15 protein-coding genes are annotated in these 19251 nt (G+C 45.6%); 11 read left to right on the forward strand and 4 right to left on the reverse strand.

Translation table 11 applies throughout. From position 1 onward, the window contains the following. Nucleotides 1-171 precede the first annotated feature (171 nt). On the reverse strand, nt 172-3354 hold the full coding sequence (ccsA, locus tag FK220_RS12895; RefSeq protein ID WP_152574736.1) for a cytochrome c biogenesis protein: 3183 nt from the start codon (nt 3352-3354) through the stop codon (nt 172-174). 138 nt (nt 3355-3492) lie between these two features. Between ccsA and FK220_RS12900 the strand changes: the two genes are divergently transcribed. The 7 genes from FK220_RS12900 (at nt 3493) to FK220_RS12930 (ending at nt 11609) form a co-directional block, all read left to right on the forward strand. Further along, complete coding sequence (locus FK220_RS12900; RefSeq protein ID WP_152574737.1) at nt 3493-4257, forward strand: Rossmann-like and DUF2520 domain-containing protein; 765 nt, start codon at nt 3493-3495, stop codon at nt 4255-4257. Between the two features lie 65 nt (nt 4258-4322). Continuing rightward, complete coding sequence (locus tag FK220_RS12905; RefSeq protein ID WP_152574738.1) at nt 4323-4850, forward strand: KdsC family phosphatase; 528 nt, start codon at nt 4323-4325, stop codon at nt 4848-4850. A 4-nt stretch (nt 4851-4854) separates the two neighbouring features. Continuing rightward, entirely contained in the window at nt 4855-5442 is a 588-nt protein-coding gene (locus tag FK220_RS12910) for a Maf-like protein (protein WP_152574739.1), read from the forward strand. A gap of 36 nt (nt 5443-5478) precedes the next feature. After that, a complete protein-coding gene (locus tag FK220_RS12915) occupies nt 5479-6435 on the forward strand; it encodes a septum formation inhibitor Maf (RefSeq protein WP_152574740.1) in 957 nt (318 codons plus the stop codon). A 4-nt stretch (nt 6436-6439) separates the two neighbouring features. Beyond that, on the forward strand, nt 6440-7003 hold the full coding sequence (locus FK220_RS12920) for a mechanosensitive ion channel family protein (RefSeq protein WP_152574741.1): 564 nt from the start codon (nt 6440-6442) through the stop codon (nt 7001-7003). Between the two features lie 237 nt (nt 7004-7240). Beyond that, on the forward strand, nt 7241-9772 hold the full coding sequence (locus tag FK220_RS12925; protein WP_152574742.1) for a PIG-L family deacetylase: 2532 nt from the start codon (nt 7241-7243) through the stop codon (nt 9770-9772). Nucleotides 9773-9875: 103 nt separating this feature from the next. Next, the gene (locus FK220_RS12930; RefSeq protein WP_152574743.1) at nt 9876-11609 is read left to right on the forward strand and encodes a sodium:solute symporter; all 1734 of its coding nucleotides are present in this window, start codon (nt 9876-9878) and stop codon (nt 11607-11609) included. Nucleotides 11610-11658: 49 nt separating this feature from the next. On the opposite strand, the gene FK220_RS12935 is transcribed toward FK220_RS12930, so the two are convergent. Both FK220_RS12935 and FK220_RS12940 read right to left on the reverse strand, forming a co-directional pair. After that, nucleotides 11659-12504 carry a DUF2911 domain-containing protein gene (locus FK220_RS12935; protein WP_152574744.1) on the reverse strand — a complete coding sequence of 282 codons (846 nt, stop codon included), beginning with the start codon at nt 12502-12504 and terminating at the stop codon, nt 11659-11661. A gap of 91 nt (nt 12505-12595) precedes the next feature. Then, a complete protein-coding gene (locus FK220_RS12940) occupies nt 12596-13750 on the reverse strand; it encodes a T9SS type A sorting domain-containing protein (RefSeq protein WP_152574745.1) in 1155 nt (384 codons plus the stop codon). A 356-nt stretch (nt 13751-14106) separates the two neighbouring features. Between FK220_RS12940 and FK220_RS12945 the strand changes: the two genes are divergently transcribed. The 4 genes from FK220_RS12945 (at nt 14107) to FK220_RS12960 (ending at nt 18185) form a co-directional block, all read left to right on the forward strand. Beyond that, nucleotides 14107-14604, forward strand: coding sequence for an SRPBCC family protein (locus FK220_RS12945; protein WP_152574746.1), 498 nt, complete (start codon nt 14107-14109; stop codon nt 14602-14604). Between the two features lie 10 nt (nt 14605-14614). Continuing rightward, entirely contained in the window at nt 14615-15304 is a 690-nt protein-coding gene (locus tag FK220_RS12950) for an SDR family NAD(P)-dependent oxidoreductase (RefSeq protein ID WP_152574747.1), read from the forward strand. A gap of 92 nt (nt 15305-15396) precedes the next feature. Then, on the forward strand, nt 15397-16707 hold the full coding sequence (locus FK220_RS12955; protein WP_152574748.1) for a cryptochrome/photolyase family protein: 1311 nt from the start codon (nt 15397-15399) through the stop codon (nt 16705-16707). Continuing rightward, nucleotides 16707-18185, forward strand: coding sequence for a cryptochrome/deoxyribodipyrimidine photo-lyase family protein (locus FK220_RS12960; RefSeq protein WP_152574749.1), 1479 nt, complete (start codon nt 16707-16709; stop codon nt 18183-18185). Before FK220_RS12955 ends, FK220_RS12960 begins: the two co-directional genes overlap by 1 nt. A gap of 11 nt (nt 18186-18196) precedes the next feature. On the opposite strand, the gene FK220_RS12965 is transcribed toward FK220_RS12960, so the two are convergent. Then, nucleotides 18197-19246 (reverse strand): DUF6340 family protein, encoded by a 1050-nt coding sequence (locus tag FK220_RS12965; protein WP_152574750.1) that lies wholly within the window; start codon nt 19244-19246, stop codon nt 18197-18199. Between the last annotated feature and the right edge of the window lie 5 nt (nt 19247-19251).

Here is a 19251-nt window from a genome sequence, read left to right on the forward strand (position 1 = left end):
TTAAAAGAATTATGTTGGAAGAAAAGAGAAGATGTCAAAAAAAAGTACTGTGGAAAGTCATTTACTTTTTTCTGGCGACGAGGCCTATGACATCTATAAAAAACATAATTCTTATAACTTCATGATACTACAAAGATGTAAAATATTTTCAAAAAATGGGGAAAGCATTGCTTATTTAACATAATTGACCTTGTACCGCCAAAAGCTGAAGGCGCCCAGTACCGCCACTCCCAAAGCAATATACCATACATAATCGGGCGTGATGGCCGCTGCCCCACTCTGTCCGTAGCTGTGAAGCCCGACCAAATAATAGTTGACACCAAAGTAGGTCATCATAATACTGCCAAAAGCTGCCACGCTGAGAAAATTGAAGGTCCATTTTCCGCGAAGCCCCGGTATCAAACGGGTGTGTATCACAAAGGCATAAATCATAATTGAAATAAGGGCCCAGGTTTCCTTGGGGTCCCAACCCCAATAGCGCCCCCAACTTTCATTGGCCCATTGACCCCCCAGGAAGTTGCCGATGGTAAGCATAATCAAACCAACGGTCAACGTTACTTCGTTAATAATGGTCAACTCTTTCAGATTGGTTTCCATCTTGACCTTGTTCTTTCTGGTGGTCAATATCATTAGTAAAAGGGCCACCAAACCAAGAATCATTCCGACGGTCAACGGCCCATAACTACCCACTATGACCGCCACATGAATCATAAGCCAATAACTGTCCAGTACCGGTTGTAGGGTTCCAATAGCGGGGTCAACCCAGTTCTGATGCGCGATCCAGAGCAGCATCCCAGCCACAAAGGCTGAGGCCGCAATGGTCATGTCATTTTTTCTTCCCAAAGAAAGCCCCATGGCCGTGGTCGCCCAGGCAACGTACAAAATACTCTCATAGGCATTGCTCCAAGGGGCATGTCCCGAAATATACCATCGCAATGCCAATCCCGCCGTATGCCAGAGGAAAAGGATAATAATGGTTCCCTTTAGAAAATACACGGCTACCCGCCAAATAGCCCTGTCTTTGAATATTTGGAATACCAGGACAAAGAACATGAACAAACCAACGATAGGATACAAGCGCCAGAGGTAACCAAAAATGTTCAGTTTATTGTAGACCACCTCTGTCTCTATCTTTTTTTCAGACGGAAGCACCTCGCTCCCGTGGTTCTTCTGATTCTGCTTGAAGGCTTCCAATAGCTTATCCGCTTCGGTGTAGTCTCCTGTCTGCCGAGCCTTTTGTAAGGACATCAGGTAATAGGGTATAGCGTTTTTGATGAAATTGGCGTAGAGCGAATCAGATACCTGATACTGCCCCCCACGGAACTCCAAAGCAGAAATCCATTTGTTGTTCTCATCGTTCAGTAGCGGGAAAATTTTGACGATGCTTCCCTGCAAAGCCTGATCGAGTAAACTTAGTCGTATGTTGGCGTCTTTGTAGTCTTGTTGAAATTTGTTCGGATTGTTGGTAGCGGTCGCTTCCCTCAAAAATGGCTCCAACTTGTAGTTGCCTTTTTCATCAAAAAAATCAATGGCCCTTACATAACGTTGTCCTTCCGGAACCCCAATAATTTTACGGATACTGTCGTTCTTGCCTTTTTTATCAATGGCGATGAACTCCGCATTGTACCAAAGTGCCGGATTGGCCATCATCGATAGAAACACCTGATCGGGATTCATTCCCTTAAACTTATTCTTCAAACTCAGCTTCCTCAACAATTCAGACGAAAAAGTATTGATGGGCTTCATACGGCCACCCTCGTCCTGGATGACGAGCTTACCAAATTTTTCGGCATGTTCCTCAGAAACTACGGTCGCCATAATCATAGAGTCGATCTGCTCCGCCGTCGGTGCCTGCCGGCTGTGGTCATGGCCGTCCCCTTCGGAGTGTTCCTGGGCGGCTACGGTCAATGACATACCAAAAATAACGATGGTGGCGAGTGTCTTCTTTTTCGAATTGAGTTTATCGAGAGACTTTGCCAACTCCTTAAAGCGGGTCTTTCCAAAAAACATGATCCCTAAAAGTCCCGCATAGAGCAGGAAGTAACCGACGTAGGTAATCCAGGTGCCCCATTGATCGTGGTTGACCGAAAGGACGGTTCCTTTTTCGTCGGGATGAAAACTGGATTGAAAAAAACGGTACCCTTCATGATCCAATACATGGTTCATATAGATATCGTAATCAAATGGGCGTTCATCCTCTACCGTGATCTTGCTCATAAAGGATGCATATCCCTTTTCCGTACCGGGATATTTTTCGGCGATGAAGTCGTTCAGTTTAATATTGAAAGGCAGTTCGTGCACCTTTGATCCGTAACTGAGCATAAAATCGAGTCCGCCCACCGAAAACTTATCCGAAAATTGGGCAACTCCCTTACCGCCCAATATTTTTTTTCGAACGGTTTCTCCGTTCGCGCTTACCTCCACTACCAAAGCATCCAGCGTAGCCTCGGTAATTTCATTTTTTGGGACCTCCACAATTCCATAGCGTCCCTTGACGATGGGTTCGGGAATCACAAATTGCATTCCGGCTAGGGTATAGAGCGATCGCAGCTGCAATTCCTGTATACTGTCTTTTGCCAATTGACCTTGAAATTGATCCGCCATCCGCATAAAACTTCCCTCAAAAGGGGAACGAATCCGATAACTGCTATCCGTGGCCATGATGTTTATCGCACCATCGGTCGGTTTGTTCAAAGCGAAAAGAACATTGTGGATACTGGAGACTTTCCCTTCTTCCAAATAATGTTCGTGCCGTTGACCGTCGCCGGCCTCTACGATTTTAAGAAAAGGGGTTCCGGTTTCATCCGGGATCATACCTTCCTTGGCGCCTTTCATAAAATCTACGTAGGCGATGGTAAAAGGCTGTCCATTATAATCGGAATTCCATGGCAGATCGGATTTAATGGCCTCCGGTGTAACAATAATGTCTTCCTGAAGTGTCTTACGTCTGGGTTCCCCATTGATCTCCCCATCGACGAAGGCGGTGAGATACGTTTTGTCCGAATAAAACACCTTCTCCGAATTGCCTTCCCGAATGGGCATCATTCCCTCAAAACTAATGTAACGGGTGACAAAGGCGCCTACAATGATCAATATCCACGATAAATGAAGCGTCAAAACAGGCCATTTCTCCCAACGCAGCAAACGATACCGAAAAATATTACCGATAAAATTAATGACAAAGAACACCATGATGACTTCGAACCAAGTAGTGTTATAAATCCAAATACGGGCGGTTTCAGTGCTATATTTACTTTCTACAAAGGTGCCAATGCCCATCGCCACAGCAAAAACCAGGAACAAAACGGCCATTAAACGGGTCGAAAAGAAAATTTTCTTGAGCAGTTCTGTCATCGAAGGACGCTTTGGTTTTCAGCAGGCAAAAATACCACCTTTTTCTCTTTTTGTACCACATTAAAGCCTATATATGGTTAAACAAAATTGTTAATTATTTCTAAAGCTGCAAAGCTGTATTTTATTGTATTTTTGGGCATGCTTAAAGTGGTCATTCTAGGTACCGGAAACGTTGCCAAACACCTGTTCGATGCTTTTTCGGCCAGTACTGCGGTCGAAACCGTTCAAGTGTTGGGACGTAATCCAGATGCGGTAAAATACTTTGAGGAAGAAGCATTGGTCTTCGGAATGCATGAAGTCATCGAAGACCCGGACGTTTATATCATTGCTGTCAACGATGATAGTATTTCAACCGTATCGGAGTCACTCATAGGAAGAAAAGGTTTGATTGCGCACACTTCCGGAAGCGTCTCTCTAGAGGTGTTGGCACAACATGGGAACCACGGAATTTTTTATCCTTTGCAGACCTTCAGCAAAGAACGCCCGATAGATTTCAAATCGGTGCCCCTGTGCATCGAGGCGAATACCGAAAAAAATAAGTCAGTACTCCGAGCCTTGGCAGCATCCGTTTCGGATCGGGTTTACGACATCGATTCGAGACAGCGAAGAAGTCTGCACCTAGCTGCGGTTTTTGCCAATAATTTCACGAATCACCTATACCACTTGGCCCACGAACTGTGCGAGGAACATCAGGTGCCGTTCGATATTTTGAAGCCGCTTATTACCGAGACCGCCAAGAAAATCGAACTTGAATCTCCTTATGAGATGCAGACCGGTCCGGCAAGGCGAGGGGATAAAGCGACCATGGATAAACAGCTAGGGCTACTTAACAGTCCATGGCAGAAAGAACTCTATTCACTGTTAAGCAAATCTATAAAACGAACCTATCAAAAGCACCTTTAAAAAAATAATATAATTTGGGGATTACAGCCTGAAAGCGCATCCCCATAGAACCTAAACTTACATTCTTGGAAAAGAGCTACAAAGAGTATTTAAACAACATAACCACCTTCGTGTTTGATGTAGACGGTGTCTTTACCGATGGTACTTTGTTGATAACGACCGAAGGTGAGATGTACAGAAAAATGAGCGTAAAAGATGGGTATGCCCTGAAGACCGCCCTGGATAAAGGATACAATGTCTGTATTATTTCCGGGGGTACCAATGAAGGGGTGCGCAATCGGTTAAAGGGACTTGGAGTGACCGATATTTATCTCGGTGCCCATCACAAGGAAGAACCCCTTAAGGAATATCTTGACATCTATGAAATCGACCCGAAAAACGTGCTCTATATGGGGGATGACCTACCCGACATTCCTCCGATGCGACTGGTTGGGTTACCTACTTGTCCGCAGGACGCGGTTCCGGAAGTCAAGGCGGTGAGCAACTATATTTCCCATCGAGCGGGTGGGGATGAATGTGTGCGCGATGTTATCGAACAGGTGTTGAAAGTACGCGGGGATTGGTATGGAAACTTCGATGCCCAAAACGCCTAATATTATGCTCCAAGATAGGCTCAGGGACTACAGGATTATTTTGGCTTCCGGTTCGCCCAGAAGGCAGCAGTTCTTCAAGGAACTCGGGCTTGATTTCGAAATAAGGCTACAACCTACCGAAGAAGTGTATCCACCCTCCTTAAAAGGAAACCAAATTTCCGATTATTTGGCGGAACTAAAAGCATCCGCCTTCGATGGTACGTTGGCCCCCAACGAGATTCTAATAACCTCGGATACCGTCGTATGGCACAATGACACCTCCCTTGCAAAGCCGGCAGATAGTCAAGAAGCCTTCAAGATGCTCAAAACACTTTCCGGGGACTGGCACGAAGTAATCACTTCTATCTGTTTTGCCACCATAGATGGCAAAAGAACGGTTCATGATACCACACGGGTAAAATTCAAACCCCTGACCAATGACGAAATCCAGTACTATATCGATCAGTACCAACCTTATGACAAGGCAGGTGCCTACGGTATTCAGGAATGGTTGGGACATACGGCCATTGAGCAGATCCAAGGGTCGTATACCAATGTTATGGGACTTCCCACCCATATACTTTACAAAACGTTAACAGACATGGCGGGCTAAAGGTTTTTCGATACTTTTGACAAAAAATCACTGCCTATGAAACCGTATCTTAGATTCGAGATAATTGTATTTTTTCTAATTTTTCTTGTTTGCCCATTAGCGTCCTGCGATGACAAAAAGAGTTCCCGAAGCCAAGAGATGGCGATGGTTGCCGGAAAAGCTGCCGTAAAGGAAACGAGTCCAACAAAGGAACTGTCCGAAGACTTCAAGGAGTATTGGTATGCCGGAGAGGCCGAAATCACTTCCTATCACTTAGAGCAGGCCCGTTATGGGGAACTACGTGAGGGCAGCTCGGTACTGGTCTATGTGACCGAACCTTTTTTGCCGGAGGTACAGGTAAAGGCGAATGGAAAGAATCCTGACAATGTTCCCGTACTAAAACTGAACAGTACTAAAAATTACCTCACAGGCATTTATCCCTATTCGATTATGACCAGCAGTTTTTACCCGGTTCACGACAATACACATGCATTGAAAGTATCGTTTTCTTCACAGGAATGGTGCGGCCAAGTGTATGCGCAATTGAATAACAGGGATACCTATGAGGTGCTGTCCCATTCTTATTTTGAGGGTGAGGCCGATCAACAGTTTCAGCTAGATAAAACTGCCTTGGAAAACGAGGTCTGGAACAAGATACGGGTGAATCCTACTTCCCTACCCGTGGGCACTTTGGAAATGATTCCATCCTTGGAATATATAAGATTGTCCCATAAGCAACTAAAACCGTATAAGGCAAGTGCTACTTTAATTGATGAAAAGGGATTTAGCACCTACCAAGTCGACTACCCCGAACTCGAAAGAACCCTAAAAATAACCTTCACGACCGCCTTTCCCTATTCGATTGAAAGTTGGTCGGAGTCGTTTAAAAGTGGTTTTGGAGGCAACGCTAAAACAATGGTTTCCACAGCGACAAAAATGGAAAGAATAAAAAGTCCCTATTGGCAAAAAAATAGCAACAGTTACTTACCTTTACGCGATAGCTTAGGTTTGTAATTCCATGAAGACATTTTTTACCGAGCACACTACGGAACTACTATGGTCAGCTATTATTTTGGTTGTCTTGTTCGTATTTCGTTTTCTGGCTACCAAAATGGTACGCAAAATCGGCAAGATTAGCGATATCGTCGAAGCCAGGACCTTGCTTATTTCAAAGTATGTTTCATTTCTCGCCACCTTTTTGGGTATCGGTGCCCTTACCTTTATCTGGGGGGTCAATTTTCGTGAAATAGGCCTTCTGTTTTCCTCAATTTTTGCGGTCATCGGAGTTGCACTTTTTGCGCAATGGTCCATTCTAAGCAATGTCACAAGCGGGGTGATTCTTTTCTTTTCGTTTCCCTTCAAAATTGGTGACCGTATCCGTATCATGGACAAAGAACTAATTACCGACGAGGCAGAGGGGCCTAATATTTTTTTCATCGAGGATATCAAGGCCTATCATATCCTTCTCAGAAATAGCAAGGGTGAACTCATTACCTACCCTAATAATATGATGCTGCAAAAGGCCGTGACACTACTTGGCGGCCAACATGAGGACACGAATGAGGGAAGTGATGTTCTTTGATGAACATACTCCTTTTTTTGCTCTATATTGGTTTTTTAGCCACTAGGGGCAGTCAATCGCTCAGCAAACAAAGTTAGCTTGACGCAACGATACAACCGAAAATGTTCTTCTAGGCTTATAAAGCCCAATACGCACAGCTGTTTACAGGACCCCACCTATTCAATGTTAAAGAAATTCTAAAAGAAGAGGCGCCCCTTTTTATCTTTCTATCTTTGGGAGCCAGCTAACATAGATACCATGCGACTAATTCTCTTCATTATAATAGGTACTATTCTCGGCACTTCAGGTGCATATTCCCAAAAACCTGCTCCTACCAGTGCCTCCGATATTTACCACGCAGTTCAAAAACTTAACTTTTTGGGTTCGGCCCTTTATGTTGCCGCTCATCCCGATGATGAAAATACGCGACTCATTTCCTACCTGTCGAACCATGTAAAGGCTAGAACCGCCTATTTATCGATGACAAGAGGTGACGGTGGACAGAATTTAATTGGTCCGGAATTAAGGGAGTTGTTGGGAGTCCTAAGAACCCAGGAGCTGTTGGCGGCCAGAAGGATCGATGGTGGGCAACAGTTCTTTACCCGCGCCAATGATTTTGGATACTCCAAGCACCCGGATGAAACCCTTAAAATTTGGAACAAGAAAGAAGTGCTGGGCGATGTCGTGCGAATTATACGACAATTCAAACCCGATGTCATCGTTAATCGATTCGATCACCGTTCCCCTGGGAGTACTCACGGACACCACACTTCGTCGGCGATGTTGAGTGTGGAGGCCTTCGATCTGGTCAATGACCCGAACGCTTATCCGGCCCAATTGAAAACCCTACGGCCCTGGCAGCCCAAACGGCTTTTCTTTAACACCTCTTGGTGGTTTTATGGGAGTCAAGAAAAATTCGAAGCTGCCGATAAAAGTAATATGCTGAATTTCGATATTGGCACCTATTACCCCATTCTGGGCATGTCTAACAACGAAATCGCCTCACTTGCCAGTAGTCAACACCTGTGTCAAGGATTTGGAAGACTGGCCACGCGTGGGAGTCAAGACGAATTTATAGAGTTTTTGAAAGGCGAGATGCCGGCCAATAAAGAAAATATTTTTGACGGTATTGATACCACCTGGTCCCGTATCGAAGGAGGAGAAGCGGTGGGAACACTCTTGTATCCGATTGAAAAAAACTTCAACTTCAATTCCCCAAGCGAACATCTACCACAGCTATTGGAGGCACATCGGAAATTGTCCGGTTTGGCCGAAGGGCACTGGAAGTCGATTAAGCTTAAGGAATTGGAACAGCTCATCGCTGCGGTTTGTGGACTCTACTTAGAGGCGTCTGCCGACACTTCCTATACGCATCCAGGAGGTAAGGTGAGCCTTACCATCGAAGCAATCAATCGAAGTAATGCCGTGATCACCCTACAGTCCGTTAACATCAATACCGAAAAAACCATTACCGAAGCCAACGTGCTTGCCGCGAATCAAAAGGTGGTGTTGGAAACGGAGCTGGAAATACCCGAGGACACCGACTATACCAATGCCTATTGGTTAAATGAGAAGGGGACACTCGGCATGTACAAGGTGGACGATTCAGGATTGATCGGTAAGCCGGAAACCCCTAGGGCGTTTCATGCTTTGTTCGAACTTGATTTTGATGGTTATGCCATTACGTTCGAAAGGCCGGTAATCCGAAGATTTGCGCGACCTGACAAAGGTGAGCTGTTTCAACCTTTCGAAATTTTACCTGAGGCGACCGCCAGCTTTACGGATAACGTATTAATTTTTGCGGATGGAAGATCAAAAGAAATTCCCCTGACCATCAAAGCCCATAAAGACAATGCCCAGGGCGAAATACAACTCCAGATCTCCGAAGGATGGCTGGTCGATATGGATACAAAGCCTTTTGAAATTGCCAAAAAGGGCGACCAACAAACCGTTGTCTTCACCCTAACCCCTCCTGCCTATGAAGATGAAAGCTATCTACGTCCTATCATCAAAATAGCAGGAAAGGAAATTTCCAAGGAATTGATAGAAATCGATTACGACCACATACCCAAACAGTCTATTTTGTTGCCTTCGGAAGCCAAAGTAGTACGTCTTGATATTCAAAAAATGGGTAAAAATATCGGGTATATCGTAGGTGCCGGGGACGATGTACCAACTAGTTTGGAACAAATAGGATACAATGTGCATCTAATCGACCCCGAGCGAATCGGCGAAGGAAGTCTGGACCAGTACGATGCCGTCGTTACGGGCATTCGAGCCTACAATGTGGTACCGGAATTGAAGTTCAAGCAGCGCTATCTGTTGGAGTATGTAAAGAATGGGGGCAACTTAATCGTGCAATACAATACTGCTGGCAGATGGGACAAACAATTCGAGAATATTGCACCCTATTCCTTAAATCTATCAAGAGACCGCGTGACCGATGAGAATTCGAAGGTCACAATTTTGGAGAAGAACCACCCCTTGACCAGCTTCCCGAATGCTATTGATGAGACCGATTTTGATGGATGGGTACAGGAGCGCGGACTCTATTTCCCCGACGAATGGGACGGGGCGTTCACCCCCATACTCTCAATGAAGGATGAGGGAGAATCGAACAAAAAAGGAAGTCTGTTGGTTGCGCCTTACGGCAAGGGCCACTACATCTACACAGGCCTAAGTTTTTTCAGGGAACTACCGGCTGGGGTGCCAGGGGCCTATAAGTTATTCGCGAATATGCTCTCCATTGGAAAGGAAAATGTAAAGAATACCAGTAACGTAAAGGGTTAATATGCACGAAAAATTTGTTTGGAAGAAAGAATACACCCTGGTCCTCGTTTTGAACGTGCTATATCTGCTTATCTTTAGCTACTTAATGACATCCTTTACGTAGATGGAAGCACTGGATTGGATTGTACTTTCCGGAACACTTTTGTTCATAGTTGCCTATGGTGTTTGGAAAACCAAGGGTAGCCAGAGTGTCGATGACTACGTAGGAGGCGGAAAGGATGCCAAATGGTGGACCATAGGTCTTTCCGTTATGGCGACCCAGGCCAGTGCCATCACTTTTTTGTCCACCCCAGGGCAGGCCTTTCACGACGGAATGGGTTTTGTGCAGTTCTATTTTGGACTACCCCTTGCCATGATCATTATCTGTCTGGTATTTATTCCGATATACCACAGGCTGAAGGTATATACCGCCTACGAATTTTTGGAAAATCGCTTTGACCTAAAGACCCGTTCGCTCGCGGCGATTCTTTTCCTAATACAAAGAGGGCTCGCAGCCGGAATTACCATTTTTGCCCCTTCCATTATTCTTTCGGCGGTATTGGGCTGGGATTTGCAGACCCTCAACATCATCATAGGAATTTTGGTAATCATCTATACCGTATCAGGAGGCACCAAAGCGGTCAGTATGACCCAGAAGCAGCAGATGTTCGTTATTATGACGGGTATGTTCATCGCTTTCTTTTATATTCTTGGATACCTTCCCGGGGATATTTCTTTTGGGAAGGCATTGAAAATCGCCGGTGCCAGCAACAAGCTAAATATCCTGGACTTTAGCATCGATCCCAAGAGCAGGTATACCTTTTGGAGCGGTATTACGGGGGGCCTCTTCCTAGCGTTGGCCTATTTCGGTACCGATCAAAGTCAGGTGCAACGCTATCTTTCCGGTAAATCGCTCAGGGAAAGCCAGCTGGGACTTGTATTCAACGGTATTTTCAAAATCCCGATGCAGTTTTTCATTTTGTTGGTTGGGGTAATGGTGTTCGTTTTTTACCAATACAACGCCTCTCCCTTAAATTTTAATCCGGCCGCAACGAATGCCGTCATGCAATCTTCCTATGCAGAAGACTATAAAGCCTTGGTAGAAGGGCATCGCGAACTGGAAGTAGAAAAGAAAATTGCCCAGAATCGCTTTTCCATGGCCCTAGAGTTGAAGGAATATACCGCCGTGGAGGAGGCCAAACTGCATATCATCGAGATAAACAAAAAGGATTTGGCCAATAGGGCCGCCGCAAAGGCACTAATCCGACAGGCCGATGGCGATGTGGAAACCAATGACAAGGACTATGTATTCATTCACTTCATCCTGAACAATCTACCGACAGGACTCATCGGAATTCTGCTGGCCGTAATTTTGTCGGCGGCAATGTCGTCGACCGCTTCCGAACTCAACGCCTTGGGAACGATTACCGCGTTGGATCTGTACAAGCGCAATCGAAAAGGTACTTTTGACGAGAAGCACTATGTATTGGTCTCAAAGGCATTTACGCTGATTTGGGGTATCATTGCCATCTTAATTGCCTGTATTGCGGATCTTTTCGATAATCTGATACAACTGGTCAACATCATTGGCTCCATCTTTTACGGAAATGTTCTAGGTATTTTTTTACTGGCCTTTTTTGTAAAGTTTATCAAGGGGAACGCCGTATTCTTTGCGGCCATTCTTACCCAAATCGTCATAATTGTAATCTACTATTATCTAATACACATCTATCCTTCGGGAGAGGAAAAATTGGGCTATTTATGGCTTAATGCCATCGGATCCGCCTTGGTAATCGGTTTTGCCTTCGTTTTCGAGTTGTTCGATAGGATGTTGAGGAACCCGCCGTTAAGGACATAAAAAAACCCTGACTCGCAAGCCAGGGTCTTTGTTTTGTTAGGAACCGTAACTACATCGCCCCCCACTCCTTTAGGGAATCCTTATTCATTTTCACATAGTCGGCATTCCCGGCGGCCTCAGCGGCTGCCAACGATTTTTTAGCCGTTTCGATAGCCGCTTTCTTGTCCCCCGCCTTCGCATAGATCAACGACTGCTGGCGCAACTGCCAAAATCGTGGTTCCTCGACCATAGACATGGCCTTCTCCATCCATTCCTTGGCCTTATTGATGTCTTTACCTTCCTCGGCATAGTAGACCGCAGCGGCGTAGTAATCCCCAGCCCCTGGGCCGTTCATGACATTTTCGATATTCTTCATGACGGTAGCATCGGTTGGCACTTCAAAGGGAACGCCCACATAAACATTCTCCCAGAGCATACCTAGGGTAGCCCCGTTGTTACTGAGCCCGTCGATGGTGATGGTAAAGGTTTCCACCGGATCGTCCATCTTGTAAACTTGGACGGTGGTTTTGGCAACGACCTTGCTTTCGTCCCAGTCGCTTGGTACACCGCCTCCCTGCGTATCAGTATAAAAATACACCTCCCAAGACTCGGCCCCCGGCTTGGTAAAAACGGAATAGGTTCCGGCCTTCACTTCCTGGCCATCGATTTTTACGTCATCGCCAAAGGAAACCAAGGTATAGGCATTCGCCCCCGTACGCCATAGTTTATCGTAGGGAACCAAATCCCCAAAAATGGTACGGCCTCGCATAGAGGGTCGCGAGTATTCAACAGATACATCGGTCAGGCCCACCTTTTGCTCCAATTTGGAGAACGGACTCGGTGCCGGTGTATTGATCTGTGCTTGGGTCGCAAAAGAAACGACCAAAGCACATACGAAAAGCGTTAATTTTTTCATCTTGTATTAGGTTTTAAGTTTTCACAAAACTATGTATAAAGGGAGGGTAGCTATGTTAAGGTATTCTTAAATAAAGGAAAAGAGACGTTGGCTAGAAAACTGCGAAAGCCTTGGTGATCTTGCTATTCCCAAAATAGAAGGTAACGGAATAGATGGCGTTCGGTAAAAAGGTAAGGTCGATGGTATTGGTCGCTAGCTCGCTCCCGGTTTCATAGCGTACCAAGCGACCCGTAACGTCAAATATGGCCCGGGCAATCAAAGGTTGGCCCGTAGGCAACTCATATATCAAGGCATCGGAACCAAAGGGTCTGTAAAGTACCAAGTTTTCTACCGTGGGTTCTGGTTCCGGTTCTGGCTCAGGTTCCGGTTCCGGTTCTTCGGCCGTATCGTCGGTTGTAAATGAAAATAAGGTCGCCGGCAGGGTAACGAAAGGTGTTTCCCTAGTAAAAAATTCCGATGAAGCCATATAACTATCGACATCGATGTAAGCGAGGCCCTCTAGCTGAGCAAAACCCATATTCGTGTCCACGCGCTGAATCGTTCCCCCAAAAATGGAAGTTTCCGTAGCACCTTCTACTCGATATAAAAAAGGATCGAGCAAGGAATTATACCCTATGAAGTAAAGTAGTTCGGTCTCCGGATTGTAGGTCGCGGCCGTGACCAGTCCTTCGGTCATAAAAGTATCCAATCGCCTTGCGATATGGGACCCTGGAACCTTGGGAATTGTGTAAGCAACGGTCCCATTGGATTGCCACTGCTTGGTAAGAATCACCAATTGGTCGTTCAATACAAAAAGGGCCTCGGCATCCCAATCGCTAAAACCATTATCCACAAATTCGGTTTGGTCTTCATAGGAAAAAGAAATAATTTCGGCGGCAACCGTATCCGACGTGTCGTAATCATTCTTAGCCACACGGTAAATCGCCAAATCGGTTCGGATTCCCACATTATTCCCAAAATCACCTATATACAGGTAGATGTCGTCCTGGGCCAAGTCCTCCCAATCGGTATTGGCAATATTCCCGAGGGTCACTGTTCGGGTTACCTGCAACGAGACCGTATCGATTTCGAATAATTGGGGCGTATTGTCGGAATCGTTATGGGTGATCAACTTTCCATTGTGAAAAAGCAGTCCCGAAGTTTCGGAAACCAAGTCGGGAAGTGTTCCCACAGAGCGAACCTCCTGTTGCCCCCAGACAAGACCAAGGGAACAAAACAAACATAGGTATGTGAACGATTTGTACATGATGTATCGGTCTTGTAAAGTACAAAAATACCGGCGGATACAAGATGGTTAAAAGGTCAAGTACAGTTTTAAACGGACCTGGTGTAAAATCCCGGTAAGGAATATCCCGTTTGAGCTCATTAACTCCTTCCCGTAATTTTTGTAACCTGTACACACAACGAGTGCCAAATCGTAGTTCTTTCACTCCGCCAACCAGCCGGGCTATAGGATGGAAGCAAGATTTCTTCAATAATCCTGTTGGATATCCTGCAAAATTCAAGAAATCACCCAGCATGGACCCTGGTTTTTATTAATTGTTTAACTAATTCTATTTTTTGTTCAACATAAATGCTTTTATCTTTGAACAAACTAAACGAATGCAACTCTACCAACTCAACGCACGTCAGTACCTACCAATGACCAAGCAGGCTGCCTGGGAATTTCTTTCGGATCCCAAAAATTTAAAGGTCATTACCCCGGAACACATGGGTTTTCACATCTTGGCAGGAGCCGACAGACCCATGTTCGAAGGACAAATAATCCAATATAAGGTCTCGCCTTTTCCGGGTTTCAAGACCAAATGGGTCAGTGAAATTACCAGTGTAAAAGAGGGCGAGTATTTTGTGGATAAACAATTATTCGGCCCTTATTCACTGTGGCATCACAAACATTTCATCCGAGAAATAACTGGAGGTGTGGTCATGGAAGATGTGATCGACTACAAGATTCCCCTAGGGATTTTAGGACGCATCGCCCATCCCATCATCGTTAAAAAGCAATTAAAGCAAATATTTTCCTTTAGGGAGCAAAAACTTCGTGATCTTTTTGGTTCCTTGGAAGGGAAGGAAACGTTTTTAGAAATCAAAGCAATTTAAAATAAACCGAATGAAAAACATACTCTTAATAGGAGGTTCACATGGAATCGGATTATCCATGGCAAAGGAATTGGAAAAAAATAATAAGGTATTTATAGCTTCCCGTACCAAGGAGGAGCTCGCGGGACTCAACGTAACCCATATCCCCTTTGATGCCCTTTCCGATACCTTGGATACCGATGCACTACCCGACGAACTTCATGGATTTGCCTACTGCCCGGGCAGTATCAATCTCAAGCCGTTTAAAATGATGTCGATGGACACTTTTGAACAAGACATGCAACTGAATTTCTTTAGCTTGGTACGGGTGGTCAAGGAAATATTGCCGAGAATGGCCGAGGGTGGAAGTCTGGTCTTCTTCAGTACCGTCGCCGTAGGAACGGGAATGCCCTTTCATACCAGCGTGGCTGCCGCCAAAGGCGCAATCGAAGGCTTTGCCAAATCGTTGGCCGCGGAGTACGCTCCCAAACTACGGGTTAATGTTATTGCTCCATCCCTGGTCGATACCCCTTTGGCCGGACGTTTGTTGAACAACGACAAAAAAAGGGACATGATGGCCGAACGGCATCCTTTGAAACGAGTAGGTGAGGCTGTGGATATTGCCAATATCGCCCTTTTCCTACTGAGCGATCAAAGCTCTTGGATGACCGGACAAATCGTCGGGGTCGATGGTGGAATGGGAAGTTTGAATGTAAGTTAATTGGTAGGCGGGGCGAATCAATAATTTTACCGGGCCCGTCGCGTCAAACTTCCTAAGGAAAGCACGATGCCCAACATTGAACGTATAAAAATATGAAGGACAAAATATCTATCTTCTGGTTCCGACGGGATTTGCGCTTAGATGACAACGTCGGATTTTTGGAAGCCCTAAAGGGTGATTATCCGGTAATGCCCATCTTTATTTTTGACAAAAAGATTTTGGACGAGTTGCCAAAAGACGATGCACGGGTCACCTTCATTCATGAGACCTTGCAAAAAATGAGGAAACGATTGCAAGACGATTATGGTAGTTCTTTGGCAATGTACCATGACCAACCGGAAAGTATCTTTAAAACGCTAATAGCGGATTACGAGGTTCAAGTGGTCTACGCCAATCACGACTATGAACCCTATGCAAGGGAGCGGGACGAGACCATCGAAAATCTTCTGTCGGAGAACGACGTGGACTTCCGCACCTTTAAAGACCAGGTGATTTTTGAGAAAGATGAGGTGGTCAAGGATGACGGGGACCCGTACGTGGTTTACACCCCGTATAAGAATAAATGGAAGGAAAATTTTAACCCCGACGAGCATCTACACATCCATTACACCAGTCAGTATTTGGATAATTTGGTCGAACACTCCCGTTTGCCCAACCTTTCCTTATCGGATATGGGTTTTGAGACCTCCAGTATCAAGGTGCCGGACTACACCGTGACCCCAACCCTGATTGAGAACTATGAAGCTACCCGAAATTATCCGGCCAAAGAGAACGGTACTTCCCGGTTAGGGCCCCATTTGCGCTTTGGTACGGTTTCCGTTCGCAAAATGATGAAAAAAGCCATAGCCGAGGAAAACGAGGTTTTTTGGAGTGAACTGATATGGCGGGAATTCTTTATGCAGATCCTCTGGCATTTTCCCCATACCGTCGACAAAGCGTTCCGGCCCAAATATGACCGTATCGAATGGCGTAACAATGAGGAGGAATTCGAAAAATGGAAAAACGGACAAACAGGCTACGCATTGGTCGATGCTGGTATGCGCGAACTCAATCAAACCGGCTATATGCACAATCGGGTGCGTATGTTGGTCGCCAGTTTTCTCTGTAAGCACCTATTAATCGATTGGCGCTGGGGAGAAGCCTATTTTGCGGAAAAGCTGTTGGATTACGAGCAAAGCTCCAATGTGGGCAATTGGCAATGGGCAGCAGGCAGCGGTGTCGATGCGGCACCTTACTTTAGGATCTTCAACCCGATGACCCAAATTGACAAGTTCGATAAAGAAAAGAAATATATTCAAAAATGGGTGCCTGAATTGGAGGACACCACCTATCCCGATAAAATGGTCGATCATAAGGAGGCCAGGGAACGCTGCCTCAAAGTCTACAAAGAAGCAGTCACCTAATGGTTGTCGTTTGGTTTAAAAGGGATTTGCGATTAACCGACCATGAACCCCTGGTCAATGCCCTACTCACAGGACGAAAAATTTTGTTGCTCTATAGTTTTGAACCGCTCTGGGTCAACGACCCGCATTACAGCGAATTTCACCTTGATTTTATTAAGGAAAGTCTGGTCGATATGCAGCGGCAGCTTGAGAGCCTCCAAACCCGGGTGTTGGTAGTTCAAGAAGATATCCTGCCGGTATTCAATCGGTTGAACGAACTGGAACCCATCGAACAATTGTTTTCCCATCAGGAGACCGGGATGCTACTCACGTACGAAAGGGACAAGGCCGTAAGTCAGTGGTGCCGGCAACACGGGGTACGATGGACCGAAAGTGTCAGCAACGGTGTTTTTCGCGGTATCAAAACCCGAAAAAAATGGAAAAACGACTGGGTCGCCTTTATCAATCAAAAAATTACAGCCCCAATAATTTCGGAGAACGATTTCTTCTCCATTGCGGAAATCAAGGCCCGCTTTCAGCCCCACTTCAATCAGGTCGATTTAACCACATCACTATCTGCGAAGCGACAGAAAGGAGGTACCTCGCAAGCACTCAAATATTTGGAAAGCTTTGTCACCAAACGTATTGAAGGCTACAATGCGCATTATTCAAAGCCCGCGACCTCACGATTGTACAGCAGTCGCCTTTCCCCCTATTTGGCATGGGGCAACCTATCGACCCGGCAGGTATGCCAATACGTTACTTCCAAAAAAAATCAAATAAAGGACAAACGCGATTTATCGGCCTTTCTGTCACGAATGCGTTGGCAGGCCCATTTTATCCAAAAATTCGAAATGGAAGGTACTATGGAGTTTCATAGTATCAATTCGGGCTATCATGTACTGGATAAGAAAATGAGTCCCGAGTTGCAAAAGGCATGGAAAGAGGGAAAAACTGGCATTCCAATGGTCGATGCGGCCATGCGATGCCTTGTCACAACAGGGTTTGTCAATTTTCGACTTCGAGCGCTGTTAGCCTCCTTTTTTACCCATTTATTATGGCAACCTTGGCAAGACTGCACGGAACATCTTGCCCAACATTTTCTGGATTTTGAACCGGGCATCCATTTTCCGCAACTGAATATGCAATCAGGAGAAACAGGAATCAACACCATTCGCATCTATAATCCGGTCAAAAATGGTAAAGACCATGATCCCCGAGGAGTCTTTATTAAAAAATGGGTTCCGGAGTTGGCAAACCTTCCCCTGAAGTACCTTCATGAACCGTGGAAGATTCCCCCCATGGAATTACAGTTTTTACATTTTTCCCTGGGAAAAGACTATCCGTACCCTATCGTTGACATCGAAAAAATGTGGGCATTTGCAAGTGAGACCCTATGGCTCCTAAGAAAACAGTCCAAGGTCAAGCATGAGGGAAGGCGCATCCTTGAGAAACACACCTTGCCTGGACGTCCGGTATGGGACCGTTGGGAGTTCTAAAGCTTGCTTTATTAACGTGCCAACTGCCTTTGAAGTTCATTTTTCTGTTGCATCCGAAACCGTAGAATATTGATATAACCTAGGGCATCCCTAATGTTATAATCCGTGTACGATTTGGAAGCGAACTCCATTGCCTGGTCCAAATCGCCATTGATCTCATTACTAATGGCCATGTTGTAATGGGCGCGACCCGCTATCTTCCCGTCGGGATTCCCCAGCTCCAGCTCCCAGAGTTCCGCAGCTCCGTCCCAGTCGCCTGCTTGCGCCCTACGCTGACCTATTTTAAAATTATCGGTGCCCCGTACAAAATAGTTACGAGTAACCCGCATGGTCAGGGCCCTGATATTCAATCCGTAAGAATTGCCCAGGTTATGGCTTGTCTGCAATACGGCTTCTTTTCTACCGGCTACGGCCTCCACGGCTTTGAACGGATTGATGCCCTCCCCTACCGATACCAAATTATCACGGAAAGAAGATTCATCCAGGATGTATTTGGTATGGGGGTCATAAATCCTCCATCCATTATTCAGGGCCGTACGAATGGTCACTTTATGTCCGGGTACTTCCGCATTGATACCCAGGGGATTCGGTAGGTTCACCATTTTCTGTTCGTAGCTGACATTCGTGTTGGTGTCGTAAAATTCCAAGGAGAAGATGACGTCTACTTGATGCGCATCACAAATCGCATCAATGGCGTCCCAAGACATCTGGGCAGGAAAAACACCCAGTCCTTTTCTTTGTGATTCGATACTATCGATAATAATAACCGACTCGAAACGTCCACTGCGTTCCAATTCTGCCTTTAGGCCGTTCAGTGCAGCCTCGGCACCTTGCTCATCCAAACGCAACCCTTCCAGCGATAGGATCTTATCGATTTTATCAAGCGATTTGTTTCCCTCGGAAGGAATACTGCGGTTTATCAATCCTATTCTGGCTACATCGGAAGGTATGGGAACCCTTGCAGGTTCGGTTACTCCCATGGTCAATTGGTTGGTGGCACTGCAAGAACCTAAGATAAGCGTTAGGCCCCATAGTAATATAGTTTGATGAAGTTTTTTCATGGTCA

The organism is Pelagihabitans pacificus (genome assembly GCF_009371985.2).
Taxonomy (GTDB): domain Bacteria; phylum Bacteroidota; class Bacteroidia; order Flavobacteriales; family Flavobacteriaceae; genus Pelagihabitans; species Pelagihabitans pacificus.

What these genes read in the sequence shown, in the direction of transcription:
- ccsA (WP_152574736.1), bottom strand. Translation starts at nt 3,354, where the DNA reads ATGACAGAACTGCTCAAGAAAATTTTCTTTTCGACCCGTTTAATGGCC.
- FK220_RS12900 (WP_152574737.1), top strand. Translation starts at nt 3,493, where the DNA reads ATGCTTAAAGTGGTCATTCTAGGTACCGGAAACGTTGCCAAACACCTG.
- FK220_RS12910 (WP_152574739.1), top strand. Translation starts at nt 4,855, where the DNA reads ATGCTCCAAGATAGGCTCAGGGACTACAGGATTATTTTGGCTTCCGGT.
- FK220_RS12915 (WP_152574740.1), top strand. Translation starts at nt 5,479, where the DNA reads ATGAAACCGTATCTTAGATTCGAGATAATTGTATTTTTTCTAATTTTT.
- FK220_RS12920 (WP_152574741.1), top strand. Translation starts at nt 6,440, where the DNA reads ATGAAGACATTTTTTACCGAGCACACTACGGAACTACTATGGTCAGCT.
- FK220_RS12925 (WP_152574742.1), top strand. Translation starts at nt 7,241, where the DNA reads ATGCGACTAATTCTCTTCATTATAATAGGTACTATTCTCGGCACTTCA.
- FK220_RS12930 (WP_152574743.1), top strand. Translation starts at nt 9,876, where the DNA reads ATGGAAGCACTGGATTGGATTGTACTTTCCGGAACACTTTTGTTCATA.
- FK220_RS12935 (WP_152574744.1), bottom strand. Translation starts at nt 12,504, where the DNA reads ATGAAAAAATTAACGCTTTTCGTATGTGCTTTGGTCGTTTCTTTTGCG.
- FK220_RS12940 (WP_152574745.1), bottom strand. Translation starts at nt 13,750, where the DNA reads ATGTACAAATCGTTCACATACCTATGTTTGTTTTGTTCCCTTGGTCTT.
- FK220_RS12945 (WP_152574746.1), top strand. Translation starts at nt 14,107, where the DNA reads ATGCAACTCTACCAACTCAACGCACGTCAGTACCTACCAATGACCAAG.
- FK220_RS12950 (WP_152574747.1), top strand. Translation starts at nt 14,615, where the DNA reads ATGAAAAACATACTCTTAATAGGAGGTTCACATGGAATCGGATTATCC.
- FK220_RS12955 (WP_152574748.1), top strand. Translation starts at nt 15,397, where the DNA reads ATGAAGGACAAAATATCTATCTTCTGGTTCCGACGGGATTTGCGCTTA.
- FK220_RS12960 (WP_152574749.1), top strand. Translation starts at nt 16,707, where the DNA reads ATGGTTGTCGTTTGGTTTAAAAGGGATTTGCGATTAACCGACCATGAA.
- FK220_RS12965 (WP_152574750.1), bottom strand. Translation starts at nt 19,246, where the DNA reads ATGAAAAAACTTCATCAAACTATATTACTATGGGGCCTAACGCTTATC.